General features: G+C 71.4%; 18 protein-coding genes and 1 pseudogene. 8 read left to right on the forward strand and 11 right to left on the reverse strand.

What is annotated here, in order from left to right; all coding sequences use genetic code 11:
- Position 1 precedes the first annotated feature (1 nt).
- Positions 2-703: a helix-turn-helix domain-containing protein gene (locus ACIPSE_RS08470; protein ID WP_401658973.1), complete on the reverse strand. Its 702-nt coding sequence runs from the start codon at positions 701-703 to the stop codon at positions 2-4.
- A gap of 520 nt (positions 704-1,223) precedes the next feature.
- Here ACIPSE_RS08470 and ACIPSE_RS08475 point away from each other — a divergent pair.
- Positions 1,224-1,568 (forward strand): type II toxin-antitoxin system PemK/MazF family toxin, encoded by a 345-nt coding sequence (locus ACIPSE_RS08475; protein WP_401658976.1) that lies wholly within the window; start codon positions 1,224-1,226, stop codon positions 1,566-1,568.
- Here ACIPSE_RS08475 and ACIPSE_RS08480 read toward each other — a convergent pair.
- The 3 genes and pseudogenes from ACIPSE_RS08480 to ACIPSE_RS08490 all read right to left on the reverse strand — a co-directional run.
- Positions 1,558-1,737 (reverse strand): annotated as a pseudogene (locus tag ACIPSE_RS08480) (carbohydrate ABC transporter permease); the annotation flags it as partial. The gene ACIPSE_RS08475 and the pseudogene ACIPSE_RS08480 sit on opposite strands and share 11 nt — an antisense overlap.
- Positions 1,738-1,741: 4 nt before the next feature.
- Positions 1,742-2,449, reverse strand: coding sequence for a response regulator (locus ACIPSE_RS08485; protein ID WP_401658979.1), 708 nt, complete (start codon positions 2,447-2,449; stop codon positions 1,742-1,744).
- Entirely contained in the window at positions 2,446-4,140 is a 1,695-nt protein-coding gene (locus ACIPSE_RS08490) for an ATP-binding protein (RefSeq protein ID WP_401658982.1), read from the reverse strand. The genes ACIPSE_RS08485 and ACIPSE_RS08490 overlap by 4 nt, the downstream gene beginning before the upstream one ends.
- Before the next feature lie 150 nt (positions 4,141-4,290).
- Here ACIPSE_RS08490 and ACIPSE_RS08495 point away from each other — a divergent pair, with 150 nt between their 5' ends.
- Positions 4,291-5,664: a cation:dicarboxylate symporter family transporter gene (locus tag ACIPSE_RS08495; protein WP_401658985.1), complete on the forward strand. Its 1,374-nt coding sequence runs from the start codon at positions 4,291-4,293 to the stop codon at positions 5,662-5,664.
- 60 nt (positions 5,665-5,724) lie between these two features.
- Here the strand turns inward: ACIPSE_RS08495 and ACIPSE_RS08500 are convergent, their stop codons facing one another.
- On the reverse strand, positions 5,725-6,351 hold the full coding sequence (locus tag ACIPSE_RS08500) for a TetR/AcrR family transcriptional regulator (protein ID WP_401658987.1): 627 nt from the start codon (positions 6,349-6,351) through the stop codon (positions 5,725-5,727).
- Positions 6,352-6,486: 135 nt separating this feature from the next.
- Here ACIPSE_RS08500 and ACIPSE_RS08505 point away from each other — a divergent pair, with 135 nt between their 5' ends.
- Both ACIPSE_RS08505 and ACIPSE_RS08510 read left to right on the forward strand, forming a co-directional pair.
- Positions 6,487-7,278: a DUF2127 domain-containing protein gene (locus ACIPSE_RS08505; RefSeq protein WP_401658989.1), complete on the forward strand. Its 792-nt coding sequence runs from the start codon at positions 6,487-6,489 to the stop codon at positions 7,276-7,278.
- Positions 7,279-7,392: 114 nt separating this feature from the next.
- Positions 7,393-9,087 carry an AAA family ATPase gene (locus ACIPSE_RS08510; protein WP_401658992.1) on the forward strand — a complete coding sequence of 565 codons (1,695 nt, stop codon included), beginning with the start codon at positions 7,393-7,395 and terminating at the stop codon, positions 9,085-9,087.
- Here the strand turns inward: ACIPSE_RS08510 and ACIPSE_RS08515 are convergent.
- A complete protein-coding gene (locus ACIPSE_RS08515) occupies positions 9,066-10,010 on the reverse strand; it encodes an NAD-dependent epimerase/dehydratase family protein (protein ID WP_401658994.1) in 945 nt (314 codons plus the stop codon). The genes ACIPSE_RS08510 and ACIPSE_RS08515 overlap by 22 nt on opposite strands.
- Before the next feature lie 45 nt (positions 10,011-10,055).
- Here ACIPSE_RS08515 and ACIPSE_RS08520 point away from each other — a divergent pair, with 45 nt between their 5' ends.
- The 4 genes from ACIPSE_RS08520 to ACIPSE_RS08535 all read left to right on the forward strand — a co-directional run bounded on the left by ACIPSE_RS08520 (position 10,056) and on the right by ACIPSE_RS08535 (position 13,702).
- Positions 10,056-10,559, forward strand: coding sequence for an Lrp/AsnC family transcriptional regulator (locus ACIPSE_RS08520; protein ID WP_401658997.1), 504 nt, complete (start codon positions 10,056-10,058; stop codon positions 10,557-10,559).
- 29 nt (positions 10,560-10,588) lie between these two features.
- Positions 10,589-10,975 (forward strand): MerR family transcriptional regulator, encoded by a 387-nt coding sequence (locus ACIPSE_RS08525; RefSeq protein ID WP_401659000.1) that lies wholly within the window; start codon positions 10,589-10,591, stop codon positions 10,973-10,975.
- On the forward strand, positions 10,972-11,304 hold the full coding sequence (locus ACIPSE_RS08530) for a thioredoxin family protein (protein ID WP_401659003.1): 333 nt from the start codon (positions 10,972-10,974) through the stop codon (positions 11,302-11,304). The genes ACIPSE_RS08525 and ACIPSE_RS08530 overlap by 4 nt, the downstream gene beginning before the upstream one ends.
- 181 nt (positions 11,305-11,485) lie before the next feature.
- A complete protein-coding gene (locus tag ACIPSE_RS08535) occupies positions 11,486-13,702 on the forward strand; it encodes a HelD family protein (protein WP_401659006.1) in 2,217 nt (738 codons plus the stop codon).
- Here the strand turns inward: ACIPSE_RS08535 and glgB are convergent.
- The 5 genes from glgB to ACIPSE_RS08560 form a co-directional block, all read right to left on the reverse strand.
- Entirely contained in the window at positions 13,688-16,171 is a 2,484-nt protein-coding gene (gene glgB, locus ACIPSE_RS08540; RefSeq protein WP_401659008.1) for a 1,4-alpha-glucan branching enzyme, read from the reverse strand. The two genes, ACIPSE_RS08535 and glgB, sit on opposite strands and share 15 nt — an antisense overlap.
- 39 nt (positions 16,172-16,210) lie before the next feature.
- Positions 16,211-17,578, reverse strand: coding sequence for a phosphotransferase (locus ACIPSE_RS08545; RefSeq protein WP_401659010.1), 1,368 nt, complete (start codon positions 17,576-17,578; stop codon positions 16,211-16,213).
- Positions 17,579-17,662: 84 nt separating this feature from the next.
- A complete protein-coding gene (gene treS, locus ACIPSE_RS08550; protein WP_401659012.1) occupies positions 17,663-19,363 on the reverse strand; it encodes a maltose alpha-D-glucosyltransferase in 1,701 nt (566 codons plus the stop codon).
- Entirely contained in the window at positions 19,360-21,507 is a 2,148-nt protein-coding gene (locus tag ACIPSE_RS08555) for an alpha-1,4-glucan--maltose-1-phosphate maltosyltransferase (RefSeq protein ID WP_401659015.1), read from the reverse strand. Before ACIPSE_RS08555 ends, treS begins: the two co-directional genes overlap by 4 nt.
- 215 nt (positions 21,508-21,722) lie before the next feature.
- Positions 21,723-22,925, reverse strand: coding sequence for a S8 family peptidase (locus ACIPSE_RS08560; RefSeq protein WP_401659017.1), 1,203 nt, complete (start codon positions 22,923-22,925; stop codon positions 21,723-21,725).
- Between the last annotated feature and the right edge of the window lie 356 nt (positions 22,926-23,281).

The following is a 23,281-nucleotide window of genomic DNA, read 5'->3' on the forward strand; positions in this document are numbered from 1 at the left end:
CTCACTCCGTCGTCAGCTGGACCTGGGCCCAGAAGTTGTCGACGATGCGGTCCAGGAACTCCTGACCCGCCTCGCCCGTCACGCTGTTGCCCCAGCTGAGAGTGGCGGCCATGTGCCCCTGGTACTCCCGGTGCAGCTCCTGGAGCACGTCCTCCAGGAGCCGCCGGTCCAGGGGCACGATCTTGTTCACCGGCCGCACGTACGCCTGCCAGCGCGTCGTCACGGCGCTGCGCAGGTGGTCGGCGAGACGGGGCTCGCGTCCCGTGACGGTGATGAAGTCCGGCAGGGCCAGGCTCAGCAGCTCGGCCAGGATCGCCGACTGGCGCTCCGTGCCCCGCCACTCGTCGTTCTCCTCCATGTGCAGATACGCGAGCAGTTCGAGGCCCAGCGTGTGCGCCACGTAGTCCGGGGCCAGCCCGCAGCTGACGCGATGCTCCCGCAACGTCCGCGGCCTCCCGATGAGTTCACCCGGGGAACACCACAGCACCGCGGCGAGCGCGGTGAGTTCAGGACTGGACGGCGAGACCGTGCCCCGCTCCCACGCGACGACGAGATCCGGGGTCACATAGGGGAACCCGTACGACGCCCGCATCCCGTACGCCACTTGCTCAGGACCCATGTTCAGGGCGGTCCGCAGGCGGCGCGCGGCGGGGGCGTTGAAGGGAGGACCTGGCTGGTTCGGCAGAGCGGGGGGTCGGCGCACGGCCACAACGTAGGGGCGCCCGCGTGCTGTGACTACGGTCTGTTCGGCCAGGATCACGGATTGTGCGAACGTACGGTTCCGGCCGTCCGGGACGGTGGTGCGGGGTGTCTCCGGGCGCCGGGCGCGTGCCCCGCGGCGGGCGCCGCCAGGTGCGTGGCGGGAAGGTGGCCGCTCCATGCAGGGCGTGAACGGCAAGGTGGAGCGGCATATTCGCTCGCGTTTCCCGGCCGGGGCTCTGGGGCGTCAGGGGTGATGGGGGTGGGTGGTGCGGGTCGGGTTTCGCCCGTTCGGGCAGGGCGCGAAGGGGAGCGCGGTGCGGGGGGTGGGGTGATCGGGGGTGAGGGGGCGTGAAAGGGCGGCGCGATTTGTTCGGTTGCCCTTGGGGGAGCCCCGGGAGTCAGGGGGAGATGGCCGGCTTCGCCGGCCGCTGCGACCGCTGGACTGGTTGGATGGCGGTCGGCAGCGAGGTGTTCGGTCCGGGGCGTGCGAGGTTCCCCGCGATCCCGCGTCGGGAGGTCACATGCAGCGCGGTGAGGTCTGGTGGGCGGACTTCGGCGAACGGCGGCCGGTGGTGCTGCTGTCAGGAGACGAGGCGTCCGGGTTCCGGGCCATGCAGGTCGTCGCTCCCGCGGGGACCGGGATCAGCGGTGTGGCCGTCGAGGTCGCCGTGGGGGCACCCGAAGGGCTGCCTCTCGAGGGCGTCCTCCGCGTGGCGCTGCCACGTCCCGGTCTCGTCCCGTGCACGTGGCTGGTCACGCTGGCCCGGGAGGACCTGGCCGAGCGGGTGGGGGTCGTGTCGTCGGCGAAGCTCGGCGAGATCGAGGACGCCCTCCGCGCCGGTGGACTCGACGCCCTCACCCCTTGACCGCCCCGCCCGACGCGAACCCACCTCCCCACCGCCCGGCGACCAGCACGTACAGCAGGATCACCGGTGTCGAGCAGATGACCGAGAACGCGGCCGGCCGGCCGTGGACAGCCGTCCCCCGGTTCCCGAAGGACTCGTCGATGCTCACCGCCGCCGGCATCTGGGGCGGCCGTTCACCGGCTGACCCAGCGGTACTGGAGCTCCGGGCGGCCGACCGTCCCGTACTGCGGGCTGCGGGCGGCGCGGCCCGCGTCGACCAGGTGCTCCAGGTAACGGCGGGCCGTGATGCGGGAGATGCCCACGACCTCCGCGAGGCCCGTCGCCGTCAGGCCCTCCGTGTTGTCGCGCAACGCGACCGTCACCCGCTCCAGCGTCGGTGCGCTCAGCCCTTTCGGGAGGGCCGCGGGGCCCGGTGCGCGCAGGGTGGCCAGGGCCCGGTCGACCTCGTCCTGGCCGCTCGCCTCGCCCGCCGCGCCACGGAACTCGGCGTAGCGCACGAGGCGGTCGCGGAGGGTGGCGAAGGTGAACGGCTTGAGGACGTACTGGACGACGCCCAGCGACACCCCCTCCCGGACGACCGTCAGGTCACGCGCCGAGGTCACCGCTATCACGTCGGCCTGATGGCCCGCCGCGCGCAGGGAGCGGGCGAACTGGAGGCCGTGCACGTCCGGGAGGTGGAGGTCCAGGAGCAGCAGGTCCACGGGGGTGCGGTCCAGGACGCGCCGCGCCTCCGCGCCCGTGTGCGCCTTGCCCACGGCCGTGAAACCCGGCACCCGGCCCACGTACAGGACGTGCGCGTCGGCGGCGACGGGGTCGTCCTCGACCACCAGGACGCGAATGGTCCCTCCGCCGGTCTGCCCGCCGGTCTGTCCGGTCGTCATCTCGTGCCTCCCGCGGCGGACTCGTGGGCCGAAGCCGAAGCCGACGGCGAAGCCAAATCCGGCGCCGCCACCGCTGTCGTGACCGTGCGCAGCGGCATGCGTGCCTCGAACTCGGCTCCGCCCCCGGCGGCCCCGGTCACCCGCAGCGTCCCCTCGTGCCGGTTCACCGCCTGGCGGACCAGGGACAGGCCGAGGCCCCGTCCGCCCGGCCCCGCCGGCTTGGTCGAGAAGCCCCGCTCGAACACGGCCTCCGTGTGCGCGGGGCTCACGCCCTCGCCCGTGTCGGCGACGCGCAGCACCAGCTCGCCGTCCGCCGTGTACGCCGTGACCGTCACCCGGGCCCGGACGCTGCCCTGGGCCGCGTCCACCGCGTTGTCGATCAGGTTGCCGAGGATCGTGACGAGATCCCGGGCGGGCAGGGAGTCGGGCAGGAGCCCGTCGTCGAGACGGCTGTCCTCCGAGACCACCAGCTCCACACCCCGTTCGTTGGCCTGTGCCGTCTTGCCCAGCAGCAGCGCCGCCAGCACCGGTTCGCTCACCGCGGCCACCACCTGGTCCGTCAGCGCCTGCGCCAGCTCCAGTTCGGCCGTGGCGAAGTCCACCGCCTCCTCCGCGCGCCCGAGTTCGATCAGCGAGACGACCGTGTGCAGCCGGTTCGCCGCCTCGTGCGCCTGTGAGCGCAGCGCCATGGTGAAGCCGCGCTCGCTGCTCAACTCGCCCATCAGGGACTGGAGTTCGGTGACATCGCGGAGCGTCACCACCGTCCCGCGCCGTTCGCCGCCGGACACCGGCGAGGTGTTCACCACCAGCACCCGGTCCGCCGTCAGATGCACCTCGTCCACGCGCGGCTCCGACGACAGCAGCGCACCCGTCAGCGGGGTCGGCAGCCCCAGGTCCGCCACCGAGCGGCCGACCACGTCGTCCGAGGCGCCGACGCCGAGCAGCTCCCGGCCGCCGTCGTTGATCAGCGCCACCCGGTACTGGCCGTCCAGCATCAGCAGGCCCTCCCGCACCGCGTGCAGCGCCGCCTGGTGGTAGTCGTGCATGTGGCTGAGCTCGGCCGCGTTCATGCCGTGGGTGTGGCGGCGCAGGCGGGCGTTGATGACGTACGTGCCGATCGCGCCCAGGGCGAGCGCGCCGCCCGCCGCGCCGAGCAGCGCGGTGAGCTGGCCCTGGACGCGTTTGCTGATCGCCTCGACCTTGATGCCGGCGCTGACCAGTCCCACGACCGTCCCGTCCGCCGTCCCGTCGTCCGTGATCGGGGTGACCGCGCGGACCGAGCGGCCGAGCGTACCGGTGTAGACCTCGGTGAACGAGTCCCCGGCCACCGCGCGGTCGATGTGGCCGAGGAACCTGCGGCCGATCTCCGACTCGGTCGGATGGGTCCAGCGGATGCCCTCGGGGTTCATGATCGTGACGAAGTCGACCTCCGCGTCGGCGACCACGCGCAGGGCGTACGGCTGGAGCCGCGCCGAGGGGTCGGACGTCGTGATCGCCTCGCGCACCGACGGCGCGTCCGCCACCGTACGGGCCACCGCCATGGCCTGGCGGCGGGCGGCCTCCTCGGCCTGGTTGCGGTCGCTGACGTAGGTGAAGAGCGCGTATCCGGCCACGAGCACGGCTATCAGCACGGCCTGCATCGCGAAGAGCTGGGCCGCCAGGCTGCGTGGTCGGGGGACGGGGATGCGCATGTCGTCAGTCTGCCTCCTTGGCCGATTGTGAACTAAATGAACGGAAGGGTGACCGCCCTCACACGAAGGGAGATAGTCACCCCATTCCTCAATCGCCCGGACGTGAGCCGCACGCCGGTCAGACCGACGAAGACGTCAAGGAGGGCAGCCGTGGCCGCCAGTACCCCCGAAACGGCACCCGTAGTGAAGAAGGACCGCACTCACTACCTGTACATCGCGGTGATCGTCGCGGTCGCGCTCGGCATTCTGGTCGGCATGGTCGCCCCCGACTTCGCCGTCGAGCTGAAGCCGATCGGTACCGGGTTCGTCAACCTGATCAAGATGATGATCTCGCCGATCATCTTCTGCACGATCGTGCTCGGTATCGGGTCCGTGCGGAAGGCCGCGAAGGTCGGTGCCGTCGGCGGTATCGCGCTCGTCTACTTCACGATCATGTCGCTGGTCGCCCTGGGCATCGGCCTGGTCGTCGGCAACATCCTCGACCCGGGCACGGGCCTCGCGGTCACGGACGCCGTCAAGGACGTGGGCCACGCGCAGGTCGACGCGGAGGCCAAGGACACCACCGAGTTCCTGCTCGGCATCATCCCGACGACCTTCGTCTCCGCCTTCACCGAGGGCGAGGTCCTCCAGACCCTGGTCATCGCCCTGCTCGCGGGCTTCGCGCTGCAGGCCATGGGCTCCACCGGCCAGCCGATCCTGCGCGGTGTCGAGCACATCCAGCGGCTCGTCTTCCGCATCCTCGCGATGGTGATGTGGGCCGCCCCGATCGGCGCCTTCGGTGCGATGGCCGCCGTCGTCGGGTCCGCCGGTGTGGACGCCCTCAAGGACCTCGCGCTCCTCATGGTGGGCTTCTACCTCACCTGCTTCCTCTTCGTCTTCATCGTGCTCGGCGCGCTGCTGCGGGTGATCGCGGGCCTCAACATCCTCACGCTCTTCAAGTACCTGGGCCGTGAGTTCCTGCTGATCCTGTCCACCTCCTCCTCCGAGTCCGCGCTGCCGCGGCTCATCGCGAAGATGGAGCACCTGGGCATCAGCAAGCCCGTCGTCGGCATCACCGTCCCGACCGGCTACTCCTTCAACCTCGACGGCACCATGATCTACATGACCATGGCGTCCCTGTTCATCGCCGACGCCATGGGCTCCCCGATGTCGATCGGCGAGCAGATCCCGCTGCTGCTGTTCCTGTTCGTCGCCTCCAAGGGCGCCGCCGGTGTCACCGGCGCCGGTCTGGCCACGCTGGCCGGCGGTCTCCAGTCGCACAAGCCGGCCCTGGTGGACGGTCTCGGCCTGATCGTCGGCATCGACCGCTTCATGAGCGAGGCCCGCGCCCTGACCAACTTCGCGGGCAACGCGGTCGCCACCGTCCTCATCGGCACCTGGACCAAGGAGATCGACCGGGGCCGGGTCGACCAGGTCCTCGCAGGTCATCTGCCCTTCGACGAGAAGACCCTGCTCGACGACGGCGACGAGGTCCAGGCGGAGCTGCCCGAGCAGGGCGGCGAGAAGGAACTCGCGAAGGCCTGAACCGGCCCGCGTGAACTCCGGACGGCCGAGTCACTCCCCCCGTAGCTCGGCCGTCCGGGCTCAGCACTCCTGGACGTGCGCTTTCGCCACCAGCTCGGTGGCCCGTGAGGCGGGTACGCCCGTCGCGGTCAGCACCATGACCGCGGCGGCGCTGCCCGCCTCCCGCGCTGCCACGAGCCCGTCGTTCACGGCCTCCATCAGCGCGAACAGCATCTGCTCATGCACATGGGCCAGGGCCTTCTCCGGCAGCGGCGAGGCGAGGACGCCCTCGTCCAGGCCGCGCCGCAGCAGCTCCGCGCACGCCTCGCGCACCGGTGCGAGCCGCTCCCGGACGCCCTGCACGGTGACCGTGCGCTGGGCCAGCGCGACCAGGAGGCGGTAGCGGTCGGCGATCGGCCACACCGCCAGCACCGAGCGCGCGATCGCCTCGGCCGGGTCCGCCACACCCTCCCGGCCCGCCGCGTGCGCGGCCGTCACCATGGCCACCGCCTCGTCGACGAGCGTGCCGATCAGCGCCTCGCGGTTCGGGAAGTGCCCGTACACCGTCCGCCGTACGACTCCGGCCGCCCGCGCGATCTGGTCCATCGACGCGTCGGGGTCCCGCAGCAGCTCGGTGAGGGCGACGTCGAGGATCCGGCGGCGGTTGGCGTCGGCACGGCTGGTGTTACCGGTGGTCATGGACGCCATTCTGCCTTCCGGCCCACCCGCTTGCACAGGAATGTGCAACGGCAGCCCTCACCGGACTCTTACCCGCCTCCACTAGCCTGCCGGGCCGGTTCGGTTCGGCAGGCGTAGGCACGGCGGTGCGGAGGTTCGGGGGACATGGCCATCGACTGGGATCGGCGCACCTGCGCGCGGCGCGGCCATGTGACGTACGCGCCGCTGGAGCCCGGGCTGCGGGTGCGGCTGCACGCGGAGACCGCGCTCGGTTCCGCCTGGCGGTGCCTGCGCTGCGGCGACTTCGCGCTCGGCGAGCCGCACGGCTCGGGTCCGGCGGACGAGGCGCCGCTCGTGCCCCGGGGCGCGGTGCTGCGGGACCTGTTCGTGCTGCGCTTCCTCGCTGTCGAGCGGGCGGTGCGCGGCGTGTTCATCGTGCTGGCCGCGGTGGCCGTGTGGAAGTTCAGCAACAGCCAGGACGCGGTGCGGCGCCTCTTCGACGAGTACCTCGACGTCCTGCGCCCGGTGTTCCGGCACTTCCACTACGACCTCGACCACTCGCCCGTCGTCGACACCCTCCGGAACACCTTCGGCTACCGCCATCAGACCCTGCTCCTGGTCGCCGCGCTGCTGCTGGCGTACGCGCTCGTCGAACTCGTCGAGGCGGTCGGCCTCTGGTACGCCCGGCGCTGGGCGGAGTACCTGACCGTCGTCGCGACGGCCGCGTTCCTCCCGCTGGAGATCTACGAACTCACCGAGCGCGTCAGCTGGTTGAAGATCGCCACGCTGGTGCTGAACGTCCTCGCCGTCCTCTACATCCTCCTCACCAAGCGGCTGTTCGGCCTGCGGGGCGGCCACCGCGCCTTCGAGGCGGAGCGGCGGAGCGCGTCGCTTCTGGAGGTGGAGGAGTCGGCGTCGGTCCCGCCGGAGGCCGAGGAGGTCCCGGCTCCCCGATGACACACCTCTGCCCCTTTCCTGGCTCTTCGCGACCACTTGCCCGAAATGCTTTGACCTGTCGCCCTCCTGCCCCCAGGCTGGGGAGCCTCGGCAGAACGGCAAGCGGAGGTGGACATGGGGGACGCGGGCACGGGCGCCGCCGGCACGCAGGATTCCGGCACGGGGGGACCCGGCAGGGTCGAGATTCTCGGCGCTGAGCAGTACCGGCGGACGTACGGCGCCGACCGGCAGCCCTCGCCGCTGCCGCTGGACCGGATCAGCGAGCTCTTCTGGGACTTCCTCAGCGCGGTGGCCCACCCCAAGCGCCCCGAGGACGACGCCCGCGACCTCTCCCGGCGGCTGCGCGCGCACCTGGGCTCCGACCCGTCCGCGTGGCCGGTGGTCAAGGCCGCCTTCCCGCCGTTCGACCTGCCCAACGTCCATCTGGCACTGGAGCGCTGGTTCACCGCCGAGGGCCGCACCCATGAACTGGTCGGGCTGCGCGGCTCCCGGTACCGCGACGACATGGGCCTCGGCGACATCATCGAATCCGCCGAGCGGCACGAGGCGTTCACCGTCGGCGCCGTCGACTACGCGCAGCTGCCCATCGCCCCCGACACCGAACTCGCCTGCGTCTCCTGCGGGTTCTACCTCGGCGAGGCGGACGGCGAACCGTTCGCGGTGCTGCTGCGCGGTCCGGCCGACGAGTACGGGCGCAACAAGGTCGAGGTCGAGGTCATCGCCCGGGAGAAGGAGTTCTCGGACCGGCTGCTCGCCGAGGTCGACGCGCTCGTGCGCGAGCACAACATCTTCCGCGGCCAGGTCCTCTCCTTCGAGGGCGGCGACTTCGGCCACGGCCTCGGCCCGTTCCGCTTCCACCGCCGCCCCGACGTCACCCGCGAGGGCATCGTCCTGCCCGACGGACTCCTGGAGCGTGTCGAACGCCAGGTCATGGGCGTGGCCCGGCGCCGCGAACAGCTCCTCGCGGCCGGCCAGCACCTGCGCCGCGGACTCCTCCTGTACGGCCCGCCCGGCACTGGCAAGACCCACACGATCCGCTATCTGCTCTCCCACCTCCCGCGGTTCACGATCGTGCTCCTGTCCGGCACCGGCATCGAGGCCGTCGGCCCGGCCTGCTCACTGGCCCGGATGCTCCAGCCCGCCCTGGTCGTCCTGGAGGACTGCGACCTGATCGCCGAGGCCCGCGACCACGGCGGCGGCGAACAGCCCCTGCTCTTCCAGGTGCTCAACGAGATGGACGGCCTCGGGGACGACGCCGACGTCGCCTTCCTGCTCACCACCAACCGCGCCGACCTCCTCGAACCCGCCCTCGCCCAGCGCCCCGGCCGCGTCGACCTCGCCGTCGAGATCCCCCTCCCGGACGCCGAGGGCCGCGCCCGCCTCCTCGGCCTGTACGGCGCCGGGCTCGCCCTGGACGAGGAGATCACCGCCGAGGTGGTGACCCGCACGGAGGGCACCACCGCCTCCTTCGCCAAGGAACTCGTGCGGCGCTCCGTCCTCATCGCCGCCGAACGCGCATCGGCGCGCACCGAGGCACGGGACGTCCGGGAGGCCCTGGACGAACTCCTCTCCGACCACGACCGCCTCACCCGCCGCCTCCTCGGCGTACGCGGCGGCGAGGACCTGGAGGACGAGGACTGGCTGACGGACGAGGACGAGGACGGGGGCGAGGACTACGAGGACGACGGCGACAGCGGGCCGCACTTCTACGGCGGCGTGCACCCCGCCCCCGGCCCCCGTCCGGGTCCCCGCCCCGGACGGCGTCCGCCGGGCACACCCCCGGGGCGCTATCTGCCCCCGCTGTCCTGACCGATCGCCTCCGCCACCACTCCCGGCAGCCACTCCCGGACCGTGCCGAAGCGGAAACCGAGGCCGGTGGCGCGGGAGTTGTCCATGCCGTACGAGCGGCGGAAGGCGAACGGGGAGACCTCGCCGCTCTCCACGGTCTGGTACACCACCTCGCCCCCGGGCAGCCCCGCGGCCACCGCCTCGCACAACTCCCCGGTGGTCAGCGTCCCGTGGGAGTTCGCGTTGACCGGACCGGTGAAGTCGGTACCGGCCGTCCAGGCCATGAAGTCGGCGATCTCCTCGACATGGATGTAGGTGGCCGGCCGGTCGGTGACGGGCACGCTGATCGGCTCGCCGTCGCGGACCCGGGTCACGTAGTGGTCCAGGCGTCCGGTGAAGTCGTCCTCGCCGCCCAGCACATGGGCCACCCGCACGGTCACGTACGGGAGGCCGTCCGGGGCCGCCGCGAACACCGCCTCCGCCTGCCGCTTGCCCTCACCGTAGTGGCTGTCGAGGAACTCCGGATCGGTCCAGGGGAGTTCCGGATCGACGGTGACCTTCGACAGGTCGAGCGCGGACTCCGGCAGGGGCGTGGGCCGGTCCTCGTTCCCGTACACCTCGATCGTCGAGGTCATCACATAGCGCCGGGTGCGGCCCGTGAACACGCGGCGGGCGACGGCCGCCTGGCGCGGGGTGTAGCAGACCTGGTCGACGACGACGTCGAAGGTGCGCGAGCCGAGCGCGTCCGTCAGGGACCGTTCGTCGTCGCGGTCGGCGATCAGCCGCTCGGCCCCGGGCGGGGGCGGTGACGAGCCGCGGTTCAGGACCGTCACCCGGTCCCCGGCCGCCAGCAGCCGGGTGATGAGCCGCTTGCCGAAGTAGCGGCTGCCGCCGATGACGAGTACCTCGCGTGCCTTGTCCATGACCAGGACTCTCCCTTCCATGACCATAATTCTCCCGGCGTCACCGCAGGTCATGAAGGGGGAACCATGGGAGTTCGGGGCATCGGGCCGAAAGAACCTCGGCCGCGTCGGGCCGCCGCCGAGGAAACGATGTTCGACGTGCTCGACCGGCAGATCCTCGAACTGCTCCAGACCGACGGGCGCATCAAACTGAGCGAGCTGGGCCGCCGGGTGCGGCTGAGCCCGGCCGCGGTCACCGAGCGGGTGCGGCGGCTGGAGAACGCCGGAGTGATCAGCGGCTACGGCGCGCACGTCGTCCCGGCCCGGCTCGGCTACGGCATCCAGGCCTTCGTCCGGGTCAGCCCGCACGGCGGGTACACCCTCCGGCACCCCAGGACCCTGGAGCTGCTGGCCCGCCCCGAGATCGTCGAGGCGCATCACGCGGTCGGCGAGGACTGCTGGATCCTCAAGGCCGCCGTCCGGGACACCGTCCACCTGGAGGAGGTGCTGGAGCAGATCTCGGCGCTGGGCCGCACGACGACGTCGATCGTGCTCACCTCCCCGGTCGAGCGCAAACCGCTGTTGCCTTGACGCCGACGTCAAGGCTTACCGTCGAGGACATGCGAATCGGCGAGCTGGCCGCACGGGCCGGGACCACGACCCGGACGCTGCGCTACTACGAGTCGCGCGGGCTGCTGCCCGCGCGACGCGGCGAGAACGGGTACCGGACGTACGACGAGAGCGACCTGAGACTGCTCCGGCAGATCAGGACGCTCCAGGACTCCGGGTTCGACCTGGAGGAGACACGGCCCTTCGTGGACTGCCTGCGGGCCGGGCACGCGGAGGGCGACACCTGTCCCGCCTCGCTGGACGTCTACCGGCGCAAGCTGGCGGAGCTGGACGAGCTGATCGGGGAACTCCAGGCGGTACGGGCGAAGATCGGGCTGCGCCTCGCGCTGGCCGACGGCGAACCGCCGCTCTGCGAACTCGGAGGAGAAGGCGAATGATCAAGGCGGCGGGTGTGGCCGAGGTGACGGACGCGGATTTCGCGGCGGAGGTGATCGGATCACGGGTGCCGGTACTGGTGGAGTTCACCGCCGACTGGTGCCCGCCGTGCCGGCAGATGGGGCCCGTGCTCACGGCTCTCGCGGCCGAGGAGGGCGAGCGGCTGAAGGTCGTCCAGCTGGACGTGGACACCAACCCGGAGACCACCAACGCCTACCGGGTGCTGTCCATGCCGACCTTCATGGTCTTCCGCGACGGTGAACCGGTGCGGTCGATGGTGGGGGCACGGCCCAAGCGGCGCCTGCTGGAGGAGATCGCCGACGCGCTCTGAAGCCGGCCGCGCACCGGGCCCGAATACGAAGAAATCCCTCAAGCAATTGTGCTTGGGGGATTTCGCTGCGTATATTGAGTGGTTCGTGACTTCACGGAAAGCAAGTCACAAAGAACTGCACTGAACGCAGTATATCCGGGCGGGAGTGGAATTGTCAAACAGCGAATTTCCGGACGATGAAATGCGCCGTGAGCAGGAATTCATCGACGGGCTGTACGCCCGCGTGGACGCCCTGCGCGGCCACACCGAGGCCTCGGTCACGGACGCGCTGGCCCAGGGCAACACGCCCATGCAGGCGCGCCTGGAGCGGGACATCCTGGTCGCCGAGCGGTCCGGGCTGCTCGCCGCGCTCGACGCGGTGGACGGCTCGCTCTGCTTCGGCCGCATCGACCTGACCTCCGGCACGACCCACCACATCGGCCGCATCGGGCTGCGCACCGACGACGCCGAGCGACGGCCGGTCCTGATCGACTGGCGCGCCGACGTCGCCCGCCCCTTCTACCTGGCCACCGGCCACACCCCGATGGGGCTGCGGCGACGGCGGCACCTCAGCACCGACGGCCGCCGGGTCACCGCCCTGCACGACGAGATCCTCGACCTCGGCGACCACGAGCGCACCGGCCACGAGGACCCCACCAGCGACGCGGTGCTGCTCGCCGCGCTCGACGCCGCGCGCACCGGCCGGATGCACGACATCGTGCGGACCATCCAGGCCGAGCAGGACGAGATCATCCGCGCCCCGCACCGCGGCGTGCTGGTCGTCGAGGGCGGCCCCGGCACCGGCAAGACGGCCGTCGCCCTGCACCGCGCCGCCTACCTGCTGTACGAGCACCGCGAACTGCTAGCCAAACGGGCCGTGCTGATCGTCGGCCCCAACCCCGCCTTCCTCGGCTACATCGGCGAGGTGCTGCCCGCGCTCGGCGAGACCGGCGTCCTGCTCGCCACGGTCGGGGAGCTGTTCCCCGGCGTGCGGGCGAAGGCGGCCGACACCCGCGCGGCGGCCGAGGTCAAGGGCCGCGCCGACATGGCGGACGTCCTCGCCGACGTCGTGCGCGACTGGCAGGCGCTGCCCGACCCGGTGATCGCCGTCGAGCACGACCGGGAGGTCCTGATGCTCGACGACGGGCTGGTGGCGGTGGCCCGGGAGAAGGCCCGCTCGACCGGACTGCCGCACAACGCGGCCCGCGAGCACTTCGAGGGCCACATCCTCAACACCCTCACCGAGCTGTACGCCGAGCGCGTCGGCACCGACCCGTACGACGGCACCAGCCTCCTCGACCCGAGCGACATCACCCAGATCCGCGACGAGATCGCCGAGAACCCCGAGGTGTGGGCCGCCGTCGACCAGTTGTGGCCCCGGCTGACCCCGCAGCGCCTGGTCGCGGACTTCCTCGCCGACCCCCAGGGATACGTCAGCGACGAGGACGCCGACGCCATCCGCCGCCCGGTGACCCGCGCCTGGACCGTCGCCGACGTCCCCCTCCTCGACGAGGCCGCCGAACTCCTCGGCGAGGACGACCGGTTGACGCGGGCCAGGGCGGAACGCGAGCGGGAGACCCAGGTCGCCTACGCGCAGGGCGTGCTGGACGTGTCGTACGCCTCCCGGACCTACGAGTTCGAGGACCAGGACGACGAGGACTCCGAGGTGCTGTCCGCGCACGACATCATCGACGCCGAGCGGTTCGCCGAACGGCAGGAGGAGGACGACCACCGCAGCGCCGCCGAGCGTGCCGCGGCCGACCGCACCTGGGCGTTCGGACACATCATCGTCGACGAGGCGCAGGAACTCTCCCCGATGGCCTGGCGGTTGCTCATGCGGCGCAGCCCCACCCGGTCGATGACCCTCGTCGGCGACCCGGCGCAGACCGCCGAGGCGGCGGGCGTCGGCTCCTGGGAGAAGATCCTCGAACCGTACGTCGAGGACCGCTGGGAGCACACCCGGCTCGGCGTCAACTACCGCACCCCCGCCGAGATCATGGACCTCGCGGCGGCCGTGGTGCGCGCGGAGAACCCCGACTTCGAACCGCCGAGCTCGGTCCGCTCGACCGGGGTCCGCCCCTGGATCAGGGCCACCGACGACCTGCCCGGCGCCGTCGCCGAGGCCGTCGGCGAACTCACCCCCGCCGAGGGCCGGCTCGCGGTCATCGCCCCGGGCCATCTCCACCGCCGCATCGCCGCCCGGCTCGACGGCGTCACGGCGGGTGCCCAGCCCGACCTGACCCGGACCGTCGTCCTCCTGGACCCCCGCCAGTCCAAGGGCCTGGAATTCGACTCGGTCCTGGTGGTCGAGCCGGGCCTGTACGGCACGAGCGACCTGTACGTGGCACTGACCCGGGCGACACAGCGACTGGGGGTGCTGCACACGGGCCGGCTGCCCAAGGCGCTACGCGGGGCGTAGCCAGACGGTGGCCAGGGGCGGCAGCGTCAGCCGGACGCTCACCGGGCGCCCGTGCCACGGGGTCGCCTCCGGTTTGGCGGTGTCCGGGTTGGTGACGTCGCTGCCGCCGTACTTGCCGAGGTCGGTGTTGAGGGTCTCCTGCCAGGCGGGGACGTCGTCGGGGACGCCGAGCCGGTAGTCGTGGCGGACGACGGGGGAGAGGTTGGAGACGGCCAGCAGCGGGGCGCCGTCCGCGTCCAGCCGGAGGAACGCGAAGACGTTGTCGTCGGCGGCGTCGCCCACGATCCACCGGAACCCGTCGGGCGCCGTGTCCCGCTGCCACAGCGCCGGGGTGTGCCGGTACACGGTGTTGAGGTCACGGACCAGGTCGCGGACGCCCCGGTGGTCGGGCTCGGCGCCGTACGCCGGGTCGAGCAGCCACCAGTCCGGACCGTGCGCCTCGGACCATTCGGCGCCCTGGGCGAACTCCTGCCCCATGAAGAGGAGCTGCTTGCCGGGGTGCGCCCACATGAAGGCCAGATAGGCGCGCAACCCGGCCCGCTGCTGCCACCAGTCGCCGGGCATCTTCGACACCAACGACTTCTTCCCGTGCACGACTTCGTCGTGCGAGATGGGCAGCACGTAGTTCTCGCTGTACGCGTACACCATCGAGAACGTCATCTCGTGGTGGTGGAACCTGCGGTGCACCGGCTCGTGCGCCATGTAGCCCAGCGAGTCGTGCATCCAGCCCATGTTCCACTTCAGCCCGAACCCCAGACCGCCGAAGCCGCCGGGACCGGTGTGGTGCGTGGCCCGGGTGACGCCGTCCCAGGCCGTGGACTCCTCGGCGATGGTCACCACGCCCGGCACCCTGCGGTACACGGTCGCGTTCATCTCCTGGAGGAATTCCACGGCGTCCAGGTTCTCCCGGCCGCCGTGCGCGTTCGGCACCCACTGACCCGGCTCGCGCGAGTAGTCGAGGTAGAGCATCGAGGCGACGGCGTCCACCCGCAGCCCGTCGATGTGGAACTCCTCGCACCAGTACACGGCGTTCGCCACCAGGAAGTTGCGCACCTCGCGGCGGCCGAAGTCGAACTCCAGGGTGCCCCAGTCGGGGTGCGCGGCCCGCAGCGGATCCTCGTGCTCGTACAGCGGGCGGCCGTCGAACTCCGCCAACGCCCAGTCGTCGCGCGGGAAATGGGCCGGGACCCAGTCCATCAGCACGCCGATCCCGGCCTGGTGCAGGGCGTCCACGAGGTACTTGAAGTCGTCCGGTGTGCCCATGCGGGCGGTGGGCGCGTAGAAGCCGGTGACCTGGTAGCCCCAGGAGCCGCCGAAGGGATGCTCGGCGACCGGCATCAGCTCGACATGCGTGAACCCCAGATCCCGCACGTACGCGGGGAGCTGCTCGGCCAGCTGGCGGTACGTCAGACCCGGCCGCCAGGACGCGAGATGCACCTCGTACACGGAGAACGGGCCCTCGTGCGCCGGGACCCGGCCCCGCTGCTCCAGCCAACCCCCGTCCCGCCACACGTGGTGCGAGGCGTGCACGATGGACGACGTGTTCGGCGGCACCTCGGTGCGGCGTGCCATCGGGTCGGCGCGCAGCGTCCGCGAACCGTCCGGGCGGGTGATCGCGAACTTGTACAGCTCGCCCTCGCCGATCCCCGGCACGAACAGCTCCCACACCCCGGACGAGCCCAGCGAGCGCATCGGGTACCCGGTGCCGTCCCAGAAGTTGAACGTCCCCGCCAGCGCCACCCCGCGCGCGTTCGGCGCCCACACCGTGAACCGGGTGCCGGTCACACCCTCGTGGACCATCGGCTCGGCGCCCAGCGCCCGCCACAGCTCCTCGTGCCGCCCCTCGTTGATGAGGTGCAGGTCCAGCTCGCCGAGCGCGGGCAGGAAACGGTACGCGTCCTCGACCTCCTGCACGGACTCGTCGTAGGTCACCAGGAGCCGGTACGGGGGGACTTCGGTGAGCGGGAGGAGGGCGGAGAAGAACCCGTCGCCGTCGTCGTGGAGGTCGGCCCGCAGCTCGCCCGCCACGACGGTCACCGTCAGCGCGTACGGCTTGAAGACCCGGAAGGCCGTACCGCCGCCGGGCAGCGGGTGCGCGCCGAGCACGGAGTGCGGGTCGTGATGGGTGCCGGACAGGAGACGGGCGCGGTCGTCGGGGTGGGGAGCGGGGGAGACGGGGGGCAGGGGCACCGGGGCCGGGGCCGGGGCCGGGGCGGGGGCCGGGGCGGGCTCGGGTGCCTTGGCGGCGGCCTTCTTCGCTGTCTGCTTCTTCGGCGTGGCCTTCTTGGCCGCCGTCTTCTTCGCCGCGGCCTTCTTCGTCACGGCCTTGTCCGCGGTGGCCTTCTTCGTGCTCTTGGCGTTCTTGGCGTTCTTGGTGCTCTTCACGGCCTTCTCGGCCGCCTTCGGGGTGGCCTTCCTGGCCGGCTTCTCGGGTTCGGAACCGCTGTCGGGGGTGGGGCGGGGGGTCACGAGCGGAGCCTCCTCGGCGAAGGTGCGGGCGGTGCTGGGTCACATGCCATGCGTCACGTACCGCTCGATCGCGGCCAGCGGCACGGCCAGCCAGTCCGGCCGGTGCCGTGCCTCGTAGACGACCTCGTAGATCGCCTTGTCCGTCTCGTACGCCCGCAGCAGCACCGGGTCGGTCCGCGGATCGCCGCCGCCGGCCTCGGCGTACCCGGAGCAGTAGGCGGCCCGGCAGGCGCGCGCCCAGCCCGGTGCGGGCCGGCCGGCCGAGTGGGCGGCGTAGTCGAAGGAGCGGAGCATCCCGGCGACGTCCCGGACCGTGGGCTGCGGCAGCCGCCGTTCGGCCAGCGGCTTCGACGGCTCGCCCTCGAAGTCGATCAGCGACCAGTGCCCGGCCGGTGAGCGCAGGCACTGGCCGAGATGCAGATCGCCGTGGACGCGCTGAGCGGTCCAGGTGCGGCCCTCGGCGGCGAGGTCGGCCAGCGCGGTGAACGCCGAGCGCAGCCCGGGCGCGTACGGCCGCAGCGCGGGCACCACCTGGGCGGCCACGTCGAGGCGGTCGATCATGCCGTCGACGAGGACGCGCAGTTGGGCGGCGCCGAGCGTCACCGTCGGCAGCGCGCGGGCGAGCGCCGTGTGCACCTCGGCGGTGGCCCGCCCCAGGGCCCGCGCCTCCGCGGTGAAGTCCTCGCCCTTGGCCAGCTCGCGCAGCGCCAGCTCCCACCCGTCGGCGGCGCCCTGCACGAACGGCTGCATCACCCCGAGGACGTACGACTCCCCGGCCAGCTCCGCCCGCAGCCAGGCCGTGGGGGCCGGTACCCGGGGGCAGCCCTCGCGGGCCAGCGCGAGCGGCAGCTCCAGGTCCGGGTTGACGCCGGGCAGGATCCGCCGGAAGAGCTTCAGGATGAACGTATCTCCGTATACGACGGAGGTGTTGGACTGCTCGGCCGTCATCACCCGGGGCACCAGCGTCGGCCGGATCTCCTGCCCCGGGGCGCGGTCGAAGCGCAGCCCGCCGATCCGGGCCCGGGTGCGCAGTGCCTCCAGGAGCAGTTCGGCGGGCCGGGTGTCGAACAGGGCCTCGTACGCGGTGAGTCCGGCGAGCGGGCCCTCGGTGACGTGGCCGATCAGCGCGGGCGCCAGCCGGGGCGGCAGGGCCTCGCGCACGCCTATGAGGAGCTGGTAGCAGTCGCCGGGGCCGGACGGCTGATGGGCCTGGAGGAGCAGGTGGTACAGGCCCGGCCCGCCCTCGCCCGGCAGCAGCCGGGTCGCCTCGACCAGGGTGAACCCGGTGACCGGACGTCCCTTGCCCGCGAACCAGCGCCGGCGGGGCAGCCATTCGCGCAGGAGCGGATCAAGTGACGCGAGCAGGTGCGGACTTGTCGTCGCGCTGCGGACGACTGCTTCGGACATGGGCGCCTCCCCGGGTCGTCGGGGTGTTACTGATGCGTGCCCAGGGCGGGGCGAGGGAAACCGGCCACTCGCCCCGCCGGGGCTCTAGACGGCGTCCTTGCGGAGCCGGAACCAGTAGAAGCCGTGCCCCGCCAGCGTCAGCAAGTACGGCAACTCCCCGATGGCCGGGAACCGTACCCCGCCGAACAGCTCCACCGGGTTACGCCCGGTGAACCGTCGCAGGTCCAACTCGGTCGGCTGCGCGAACCGGGAGAAGTTGTGGACACACAGCACGAGGTCGTCCTCGTACTCGCGCAGGAAGGCGATCACGGCGGCGTTGGAGGACGGGAGTTCGGTGTACGTGCCGAGTCCGAAGGCCGGGTTCTGCTTGCGGATCTCGATCATCCGGCGGGTCCAGTGCAGCAGCGAGGAGGGCGACGACATGGACGCCTCGACGTTGGTGACCTGGTAGCCGTGGACGGGGTCCATGATCGTGGGGAGGTAGAGGCGTCCGGGGTCGCAGGAGGAGAAGCCGGCGTTGCGGTCGGGGGTCCATTGCATGGGGGTGCGGACGGCGTCGCGGTCGCCGAGCCAGATGTTGTCGCCCATGCCGATCTCGTCGCCGTAGTAGAGGATCGGTGAGCCGGGCAGGGAGAGCAGGAGGGCGGTGAAGAGTTCGATCTGGTTGCGGTCGTTGTCGAGGAGGGGGGCGAGGCGGCGGCGGATGCCGATGTTGGCGCGCATGCGCGGGTCTTTGGCGTATTCCGCGTACATGTAGTCGCGTTCTTCGTCGGTGACCATTTCGAGGGTGAGCTCGTCGTGGTTGCGCAGGAAGATGCCCCACTGGCAGTTGGCGGGGATGGCGGGTGTCTTGGCGAGGATCTCGGAGACGGGGTAGCGCGATTCGCGGCGGACGGCCATGAAGATGCGGGGCATGACGGGGAAGTGGAAGGCCATGTGGCATTCGTCGCCGCCGGAGGCGTAGTCGCCGAAGTAGTCGACGACGTCCTCGGGCCACTGGTTCGCCTCGGCCAGGATCACCGTGTCCGGGTAGTGCGCGTCGATCTCCTTGCGGACCCGCTTCAGGAACTCGTGGGTTGCCGGAAGGTTTTCGCAGTTGGTGCCTTCCTGCTGGTACAGGTACGGCACGGCGTCGAGCCGGAATCCGTCGATGCCCAGGTCCAGCCAGAAACGCAGGGCCGAGACCATCTCCTCCTGGACCGCCGGGTTCTCGTAGTTGAGGTCCGGCTGGTGGGAGAAGAAGCGGTGCCAGTAGTACTGCTTGCGCACCGGGTCGAAGGTCCAGTTGGAGGCCTCGGTGTCGACGAAGATGATCCGCGCGTCCGGGAACTGCTTGTCGTCGTCCGCCCAGACGTAGTAATCGCCGTACGGGCCGTCCGGGTGGGCGCGGGACTCCTGGAACCACGGGTGCTGGTCGCTGGTGTGGTTCATCACGAAGTCGATGATCACGCGCATGCCGCGCTGGTGGGCGGCGTCCACGAACTCGACGAAGTCGGCGAGGTCACCGAACTCGGGCAGGACGGCGGTGTAGTCGGAGACGTCGTAACCGCCGTCCCGGAGCGGGGACTTGAAGAACGGTGGCAGCCACAGGCAGTCGATGCCCAGCCATTGCAGGTAGTCGAGCTTGGCCGTGAGGCCCTTGAGGTCGCCGACGCCGTCTCCGTTGCTGTCCTGGAAGGAACGGACGAGCACCTCGTAGAAGACGGCGCGCTTGAACCAATCCGGGTCCCGGTCCTTGGCCGGAGTGTCCTCGAAGGTGTCCGGGACGGGCTCGTTGACGATCATATTGTGGGTGACCCTCCGGTCTGCGGGGTGGACGGTCGCAGGACGGTGAGGATGTGCGCCGGCCGGGTGCCCGGTTCCAGGCGCACGTAGTTGGCCCTGCCCCAGTGATAGGTCTCACCGGTGAGCTCGTCGCGCACCGGAACCGACTCGTGCCATGCGAGGCCGAGTTGTGGCATGTCCAACGAGACCGTGGCTTCCTGGGTGTGGTGAGGGTCGAGGTTGGCCACCACCAGAACCGTGTTCGAACCGCTGCGCTTCGAGTAGACGATGACCGCTTCCTGGTCGGCGTGATGGAAGTGGATGTCGCGCAACTGGCGGAGGGCGGGGCTCTCCCGGCGGATGGCGTTGAGCCGGGTGATGAGGGGTGCGATGGTGTCCTGGGTGTGCCAGTCGCGGGGTTTGAGCTGGTATTTCTCGGAGTCGAGGTATTCCTCGGTGCCGGTGCGCAGGGGGGTGTTCTCGCAGAGTTCGTAGCCGCTGTAGATGCCCCAGGTGGGGGAGAGGGTGGCGGCGAGGACGGCGCGGACCTCGAAGGCGGGGCGGGCGCCGTGCTGGAGGTAGGCGTGGAGGATGTCGGGGGTGTTGGCGAAGAAGTTGGGCCGCATGTAGGCGGCGGCCTCGCCTGCCAACTCGGTGACGTAGTCGGTGAGTTCCTGTTTGGTGGTGCGCCAGGTGAAGTAGGTGTAGGACTGCTGGAAGCCGATCTGGCCCAGGGTGTGCATCATGGCGGGGCGGGTGAAGGCCTCGGCCAGGAAGATCACGTCGGGGTCGGTGGTGTTGACCGCGGCGATGACGCGCTGCCAGAAGACGACGGGTTTGGTGTGGGGGTTGTCGACCCGGAAGATCCGTACGCCGTGGTCCGTCCAGTGCCGCAGGACGCGGACGGTCTCGGTGACGAGGCCGTCGAGGTCGGCGTCGAAGGCGATGGGGTAGATGTCCTGGTATTTCTTGGGCGGGTTCTCGGCGTAGGCGATGGTGCCGTCGGGGCGGTGGTGGAACCACTCGGGGTGTTTGTCGACCCAGGGGTGGTCGGGGGAGCACTGGAGGGCGAAGTCGAGGGCGATCTCCAGGCCGAGTTCGCGGGCCCGGTTCACGAAGTCGTCGAAGTCGTCCAGGGTGCCCAGGCGGGGGTGGACGGCGTCGTGGCCGCCTTCGGGTGAGCCGATGGCCCAGGGCACGCCGACGTCGTCGGGGCCGGGGGAGAGGGTGTTGTTGCGGCCTTTGCGGTACGTCGTGCCGATCGGGTGGATCGGGGGGAGGTAGACGACGTCGAAGCCCATCGCGGCGATCGCGGGCAGCCTGCGCGCGGCCGTCGCGAACGTGCCGTGCGGCTCCTGCGGTGTGCCCTCGGAGCGGGGGAAGAACTCGTACCACGACCCGAACAACGCCCGCTCCCGCTCCACCAGCAGCGGCAGTTCCTCGGAGGCCGTGACGAACTCCCGCAGCGGGCGGGCCGCGAGGACCGCGTCGACCTCCGGGGTGAGCGCGGCGGCCAGGCGGGCGGAGGCGGGGCGGGTCTCGTCCCGCAGCGCCGCGACGGTGGCGCGGAGCGCCCCGGGACGTGAACCGCCCTCGGCCGCCCGCTCGTGGAGGAGCGCGCCTTCCTCCAGCACCAGGTCCGTGTCCATCCCCGCCGGGATCTTGATCTGCGCGTGATGGCGCCAGGTGGCGATCGGGTCGCCCCACGCCTCGACCCGGTACGTCCAGTCACCGGGCCGGTCGGGGGTGACGTCGGCGCCCCAGCGGTCGGTGCCGGGGGCGAGTTCACGCATCGGGGTCCACGGGCCGGGACGGCCCTCGGGGTCCGTGAGGACGACGTTCGCGGCGACCGCGTCATGCCCCTCGCGGAACACGGTGGCCGAGACCTGGAACGTCTCGCCGGTGACGGCTTTGGCGGGGCGGCGGCCCTGCTGGACGACCGGCCGGACGTCGAGGACGGGGATGCGGCCCACGCCGGGGGTGTCGTCCGCGGAGGGTCGCTCCGTGACGGCGGGCGCCGCGGGCTCGGCGGGCTCGGCGGGCTCGGCGGCGGGCGTGGGAGTGGGCGTGGGTGTGGGGGTGGGTGTGCCGGGGGGTCCCGGGGTGTCGGGGGGTGATCCGGGCGTGCTCGTCGGGGGTGCTGACGTGTGGTGCTTGGCGGGCATGACCGCTCCTGTCCGCGTCAACTGGGGGTGGGCGGATGGCTGTGGGGAGGTTGGTCCTGCGTGGGGTTCCCATGGTGTGGCCGGGAGCTGTACCGGTGGAGCCTTCCCACCCTATTCGGGTGAGCAATCCGGCACTTTGTTAACTACTCACGCGTATGTCCACACACAAGTCCGGCCCCGTTCGCGGTGAACGGGGCCGGGCTGCTGATTCCGGCCTACGATCCCGGCACCTGGAGCAGTTCGTCCGGGGAGCCGGGGCCGCGGGCGGAGACTCTTCCGTGGACCGCCTCCGCGACGAGGGCGGCCGAGACCTGCGCGGGCGTCGCCTTGCGGTGATCGGCCAGATAGAGCGCCGCCGCGCCCGCCACGTGCGGGCTCGCCATCGACGTGCCCGAGTAGGTGGCCTTGGCGGTGTCGCTGGTGTTGGAGGCGGACGTGATGGACACGCCCGGGGCGAACAGGTCCAGCGCGGGACCGAAGTTGGAGAAGTCCGCCTTCGCGTCCTTCCGGTCGGTCGCGCCGACGGTCAGGGCCTGCTTGACGTCCGCGGGGGAGTAGAGCGAGGCCGGCAGCCCGTCGTTGCCCGCCGCGACCGCGTACGTCACACCGGACTTGATCGATTTGCGTACGGCGGCGTCGAGTTGGGCGTTGTGATAGCCGCCCAGGCTGACGTTGGCGACCGCGGGCTTCCTCGCGTGCCGGGTGACCCAGTCGATGCCCGCGATCACCCGGGACGTCGTACCGGCGCCCGAGCTGTCGAGGACGCGCACCGAGACGACCTTGGCCTTCTTGGCGACGCCGTACCCGGCGCCCGCGATCGTGCCCGCGACATGGGTGCCGTGGCCGTGGCCGTCGCTTGCGACCCGGTCGCCCCCGACGAAGTCCCAGCCGTAGCTCGCCCGGGTGCCGAAGTCCTTGTGCGTGATCCGGATGCCCGTGTCGATGACGTACACCGTGACCCCCGCCCCCGCGGACTCCGGCCAGGTGTAGCTCCTGTCCAGCGGCAGGCCCGGCTGGTCGACCCGGTCCAGCCCCCAGGACGGCGGGTCGGACTGCGTGTGCTCCAGTGTCACCCGGGTGTCCTGGACGACGGAGGCCACACGGGAGTCGGCCGCCAGACGCCGGGCCTGTCTCTCGGTGGCCTCGATCGCGTACCCGTTCAGTACCGTGCCGTAGGTATGGCTTATTTTCGCCCCGTACGTCTCGGCGAGGCGCTGTCCCGCCGCCGACGGAGCCCGTGTGTCCCCCTTGAGCGTCACCAGGTAGCTTCCGCCGACGGAGCCGGGCTGTCCGGCGCCGAGTATCCGGCCCTCCGGTACGGCGTGCGCGGGCAGGGTGATGGCCGAAAGCGCGGCGGCACAGGTCACCGCGGTCAAGCCCCCCGCCCAGCGCAGACGCCGTGGTCGCGTCCGTGCCATGGTGTGAGTTCCCCTCCTCGACTCGGCGCGCCGGAGTCTCTTTCCATCGGGAGTCGGCCGACGTGACCGGTACGCCACTTGCAGCCTCTCGTGGGGTACGAAGTCACCACAAGGACGCCTGCGGGGGCGGAATCGGCCATATCGGCCGACAGGTGTGCGTGGTTGCGGGACGAGGGTTGCGGCGATTTCCGGACGGTTCGTCTTCTGCTCGGCCCCTGATCGTCCTGTGTCCGGCCGCTGATCGCCCGCCGATCGTCTTCCGGGCGGTGTCCGAGGCGCCGTGGTGAGGACGCCGCTCCCGCCGCTAACGTCGTCGGTGACGACGAGACGCACACCGGCGTGTGTCTGCCGGCGAC

It is taken from the genome of Streptomyces sp. NPDC090106 (assembly GCF_044747265.1).
Taxonomy (GTDB): domain Bacteria; phylum Actinomycetota; class Actinomycetes; order Streptomycetales; family Streptomycetaceae; genus Streptomyces.

What these genes read in the sequence shown, in the direction of transcription:
- ACIPSE_RS08520 (WP_401658997.1), top strand. Translation starts at nt 10,056, where the DNA reads ATGGGAGTTCGGGGCATCGGGCCGAAAGAACCTCGGCCGCGTCGGGCC.
- ACIPSE_RS08490 (WP_401658982.1), bottom strand. Translation starts at nt 4,140, where the DNA reads ATGCGCATCCCCGTCCCCCGACCACGCAGCCTGGCGGCCCAGCTCTTC.
- ACIPSE_RS08535 (WP_401659006.1), top strand. Translation starts at nt 11,486, where the DNA reads ATGCGCCGTGAGCAGGAATTCATCGACGGGCTGTACGCCCGCGTGGAC.
- ACIPSE_RS08505 (WP_401658989.1), top strand. Translation starts at nt 6,487, where the DNA reads ATGGCCATCGACTGGGATCGGCGCACCTGCGCGCGGCGCGGCCATGTG.
- ACIPSE_RS08500 (WP_401658987.1), bottom strand. Translation starts at nt 6,351, where the DNA reads ATGGCGTCCATGACCACCGGTAACACCAGCCGTGCCGACGCCAACCGC.
- ACIPSE_RS08475 (WP_401658976.1), top strand. Translation starts at nt 1,224, where the DNA reads ATGCAGCGCGGTGAGGTCTGGTGGGCGGACTTCGGCGAACGGCGGCCG.
- ACIPSE_RS08545 (WP_401659010.1), bottom strand. Translation starts at nt 17,578, where the DNA reads ATGTCCGAAGCAGTCGTCCGCAGCGCGACGACAAGTCCGCACCTGCTC.
- ACIPSE_RS08525 (WP_401659000.1), top strand. Translation starts at nt 10,589, where the DNA reads ATGCGAATCGGCGAGCTGGCCGCACGGGCCGGGACCACGACCCGGACG.
- ACIPSE_RS08555 (WP_401659015.1), bottom strand. Translation starts at nt 21,507, where the DNA reads ATGCCCGCCAAGCACCACACGTCAGCACCCCCGACGAGCACGCCCGGA.
- ACIPSE_RS08530 (WP_401659003.1), top strand. Translation starts at nt 10,972, where the DNA reads ATGATCAAGGCGGCGGGTGTGGCCGAGGTGACGGACGCGGATTTCGCG.
- ACIPSE_RS08485 (WP_401658979.1), bottom strand. Translation starts at nt 2,449, where the DNA reads ATGACGACCGGACAGACCGGCGGGCAGACCGGCGGAGGGACCATTCGC.
- ACIPSE_RS08560 (WP_401659017.1), bottom strand. Translation starts at nt 22,925, where the DNA reads ATGGCACGGACGCGACCACGGCGTCTGCGCTGGGCGGGGGGCTTGACC.
- treS (WP_401659012.1), bottom strand. Translation starts at nt 19,363, where the DNA reads ATGATCGTCAACGAGCCCGTCCCGGACACCTTCGAGGACACTCCGGCC.
- ACIPSE_RS08510 (WP_401658992.1), top strand. Translation starts at nt 7,393, where the DNA reads ATGGGGGACGCGGGCACGGGCGCCGCCGGCACGCAGGATTCCGGCACG.
- ACIPSE_RS08515 (WP_401658994.1), bottom strand. Translation starts at nt 10,010, where the DNA reads ATGGAAGGGAGAGTCCTGGTCATGGACAAGGCACGCGAGGTACTCGTC.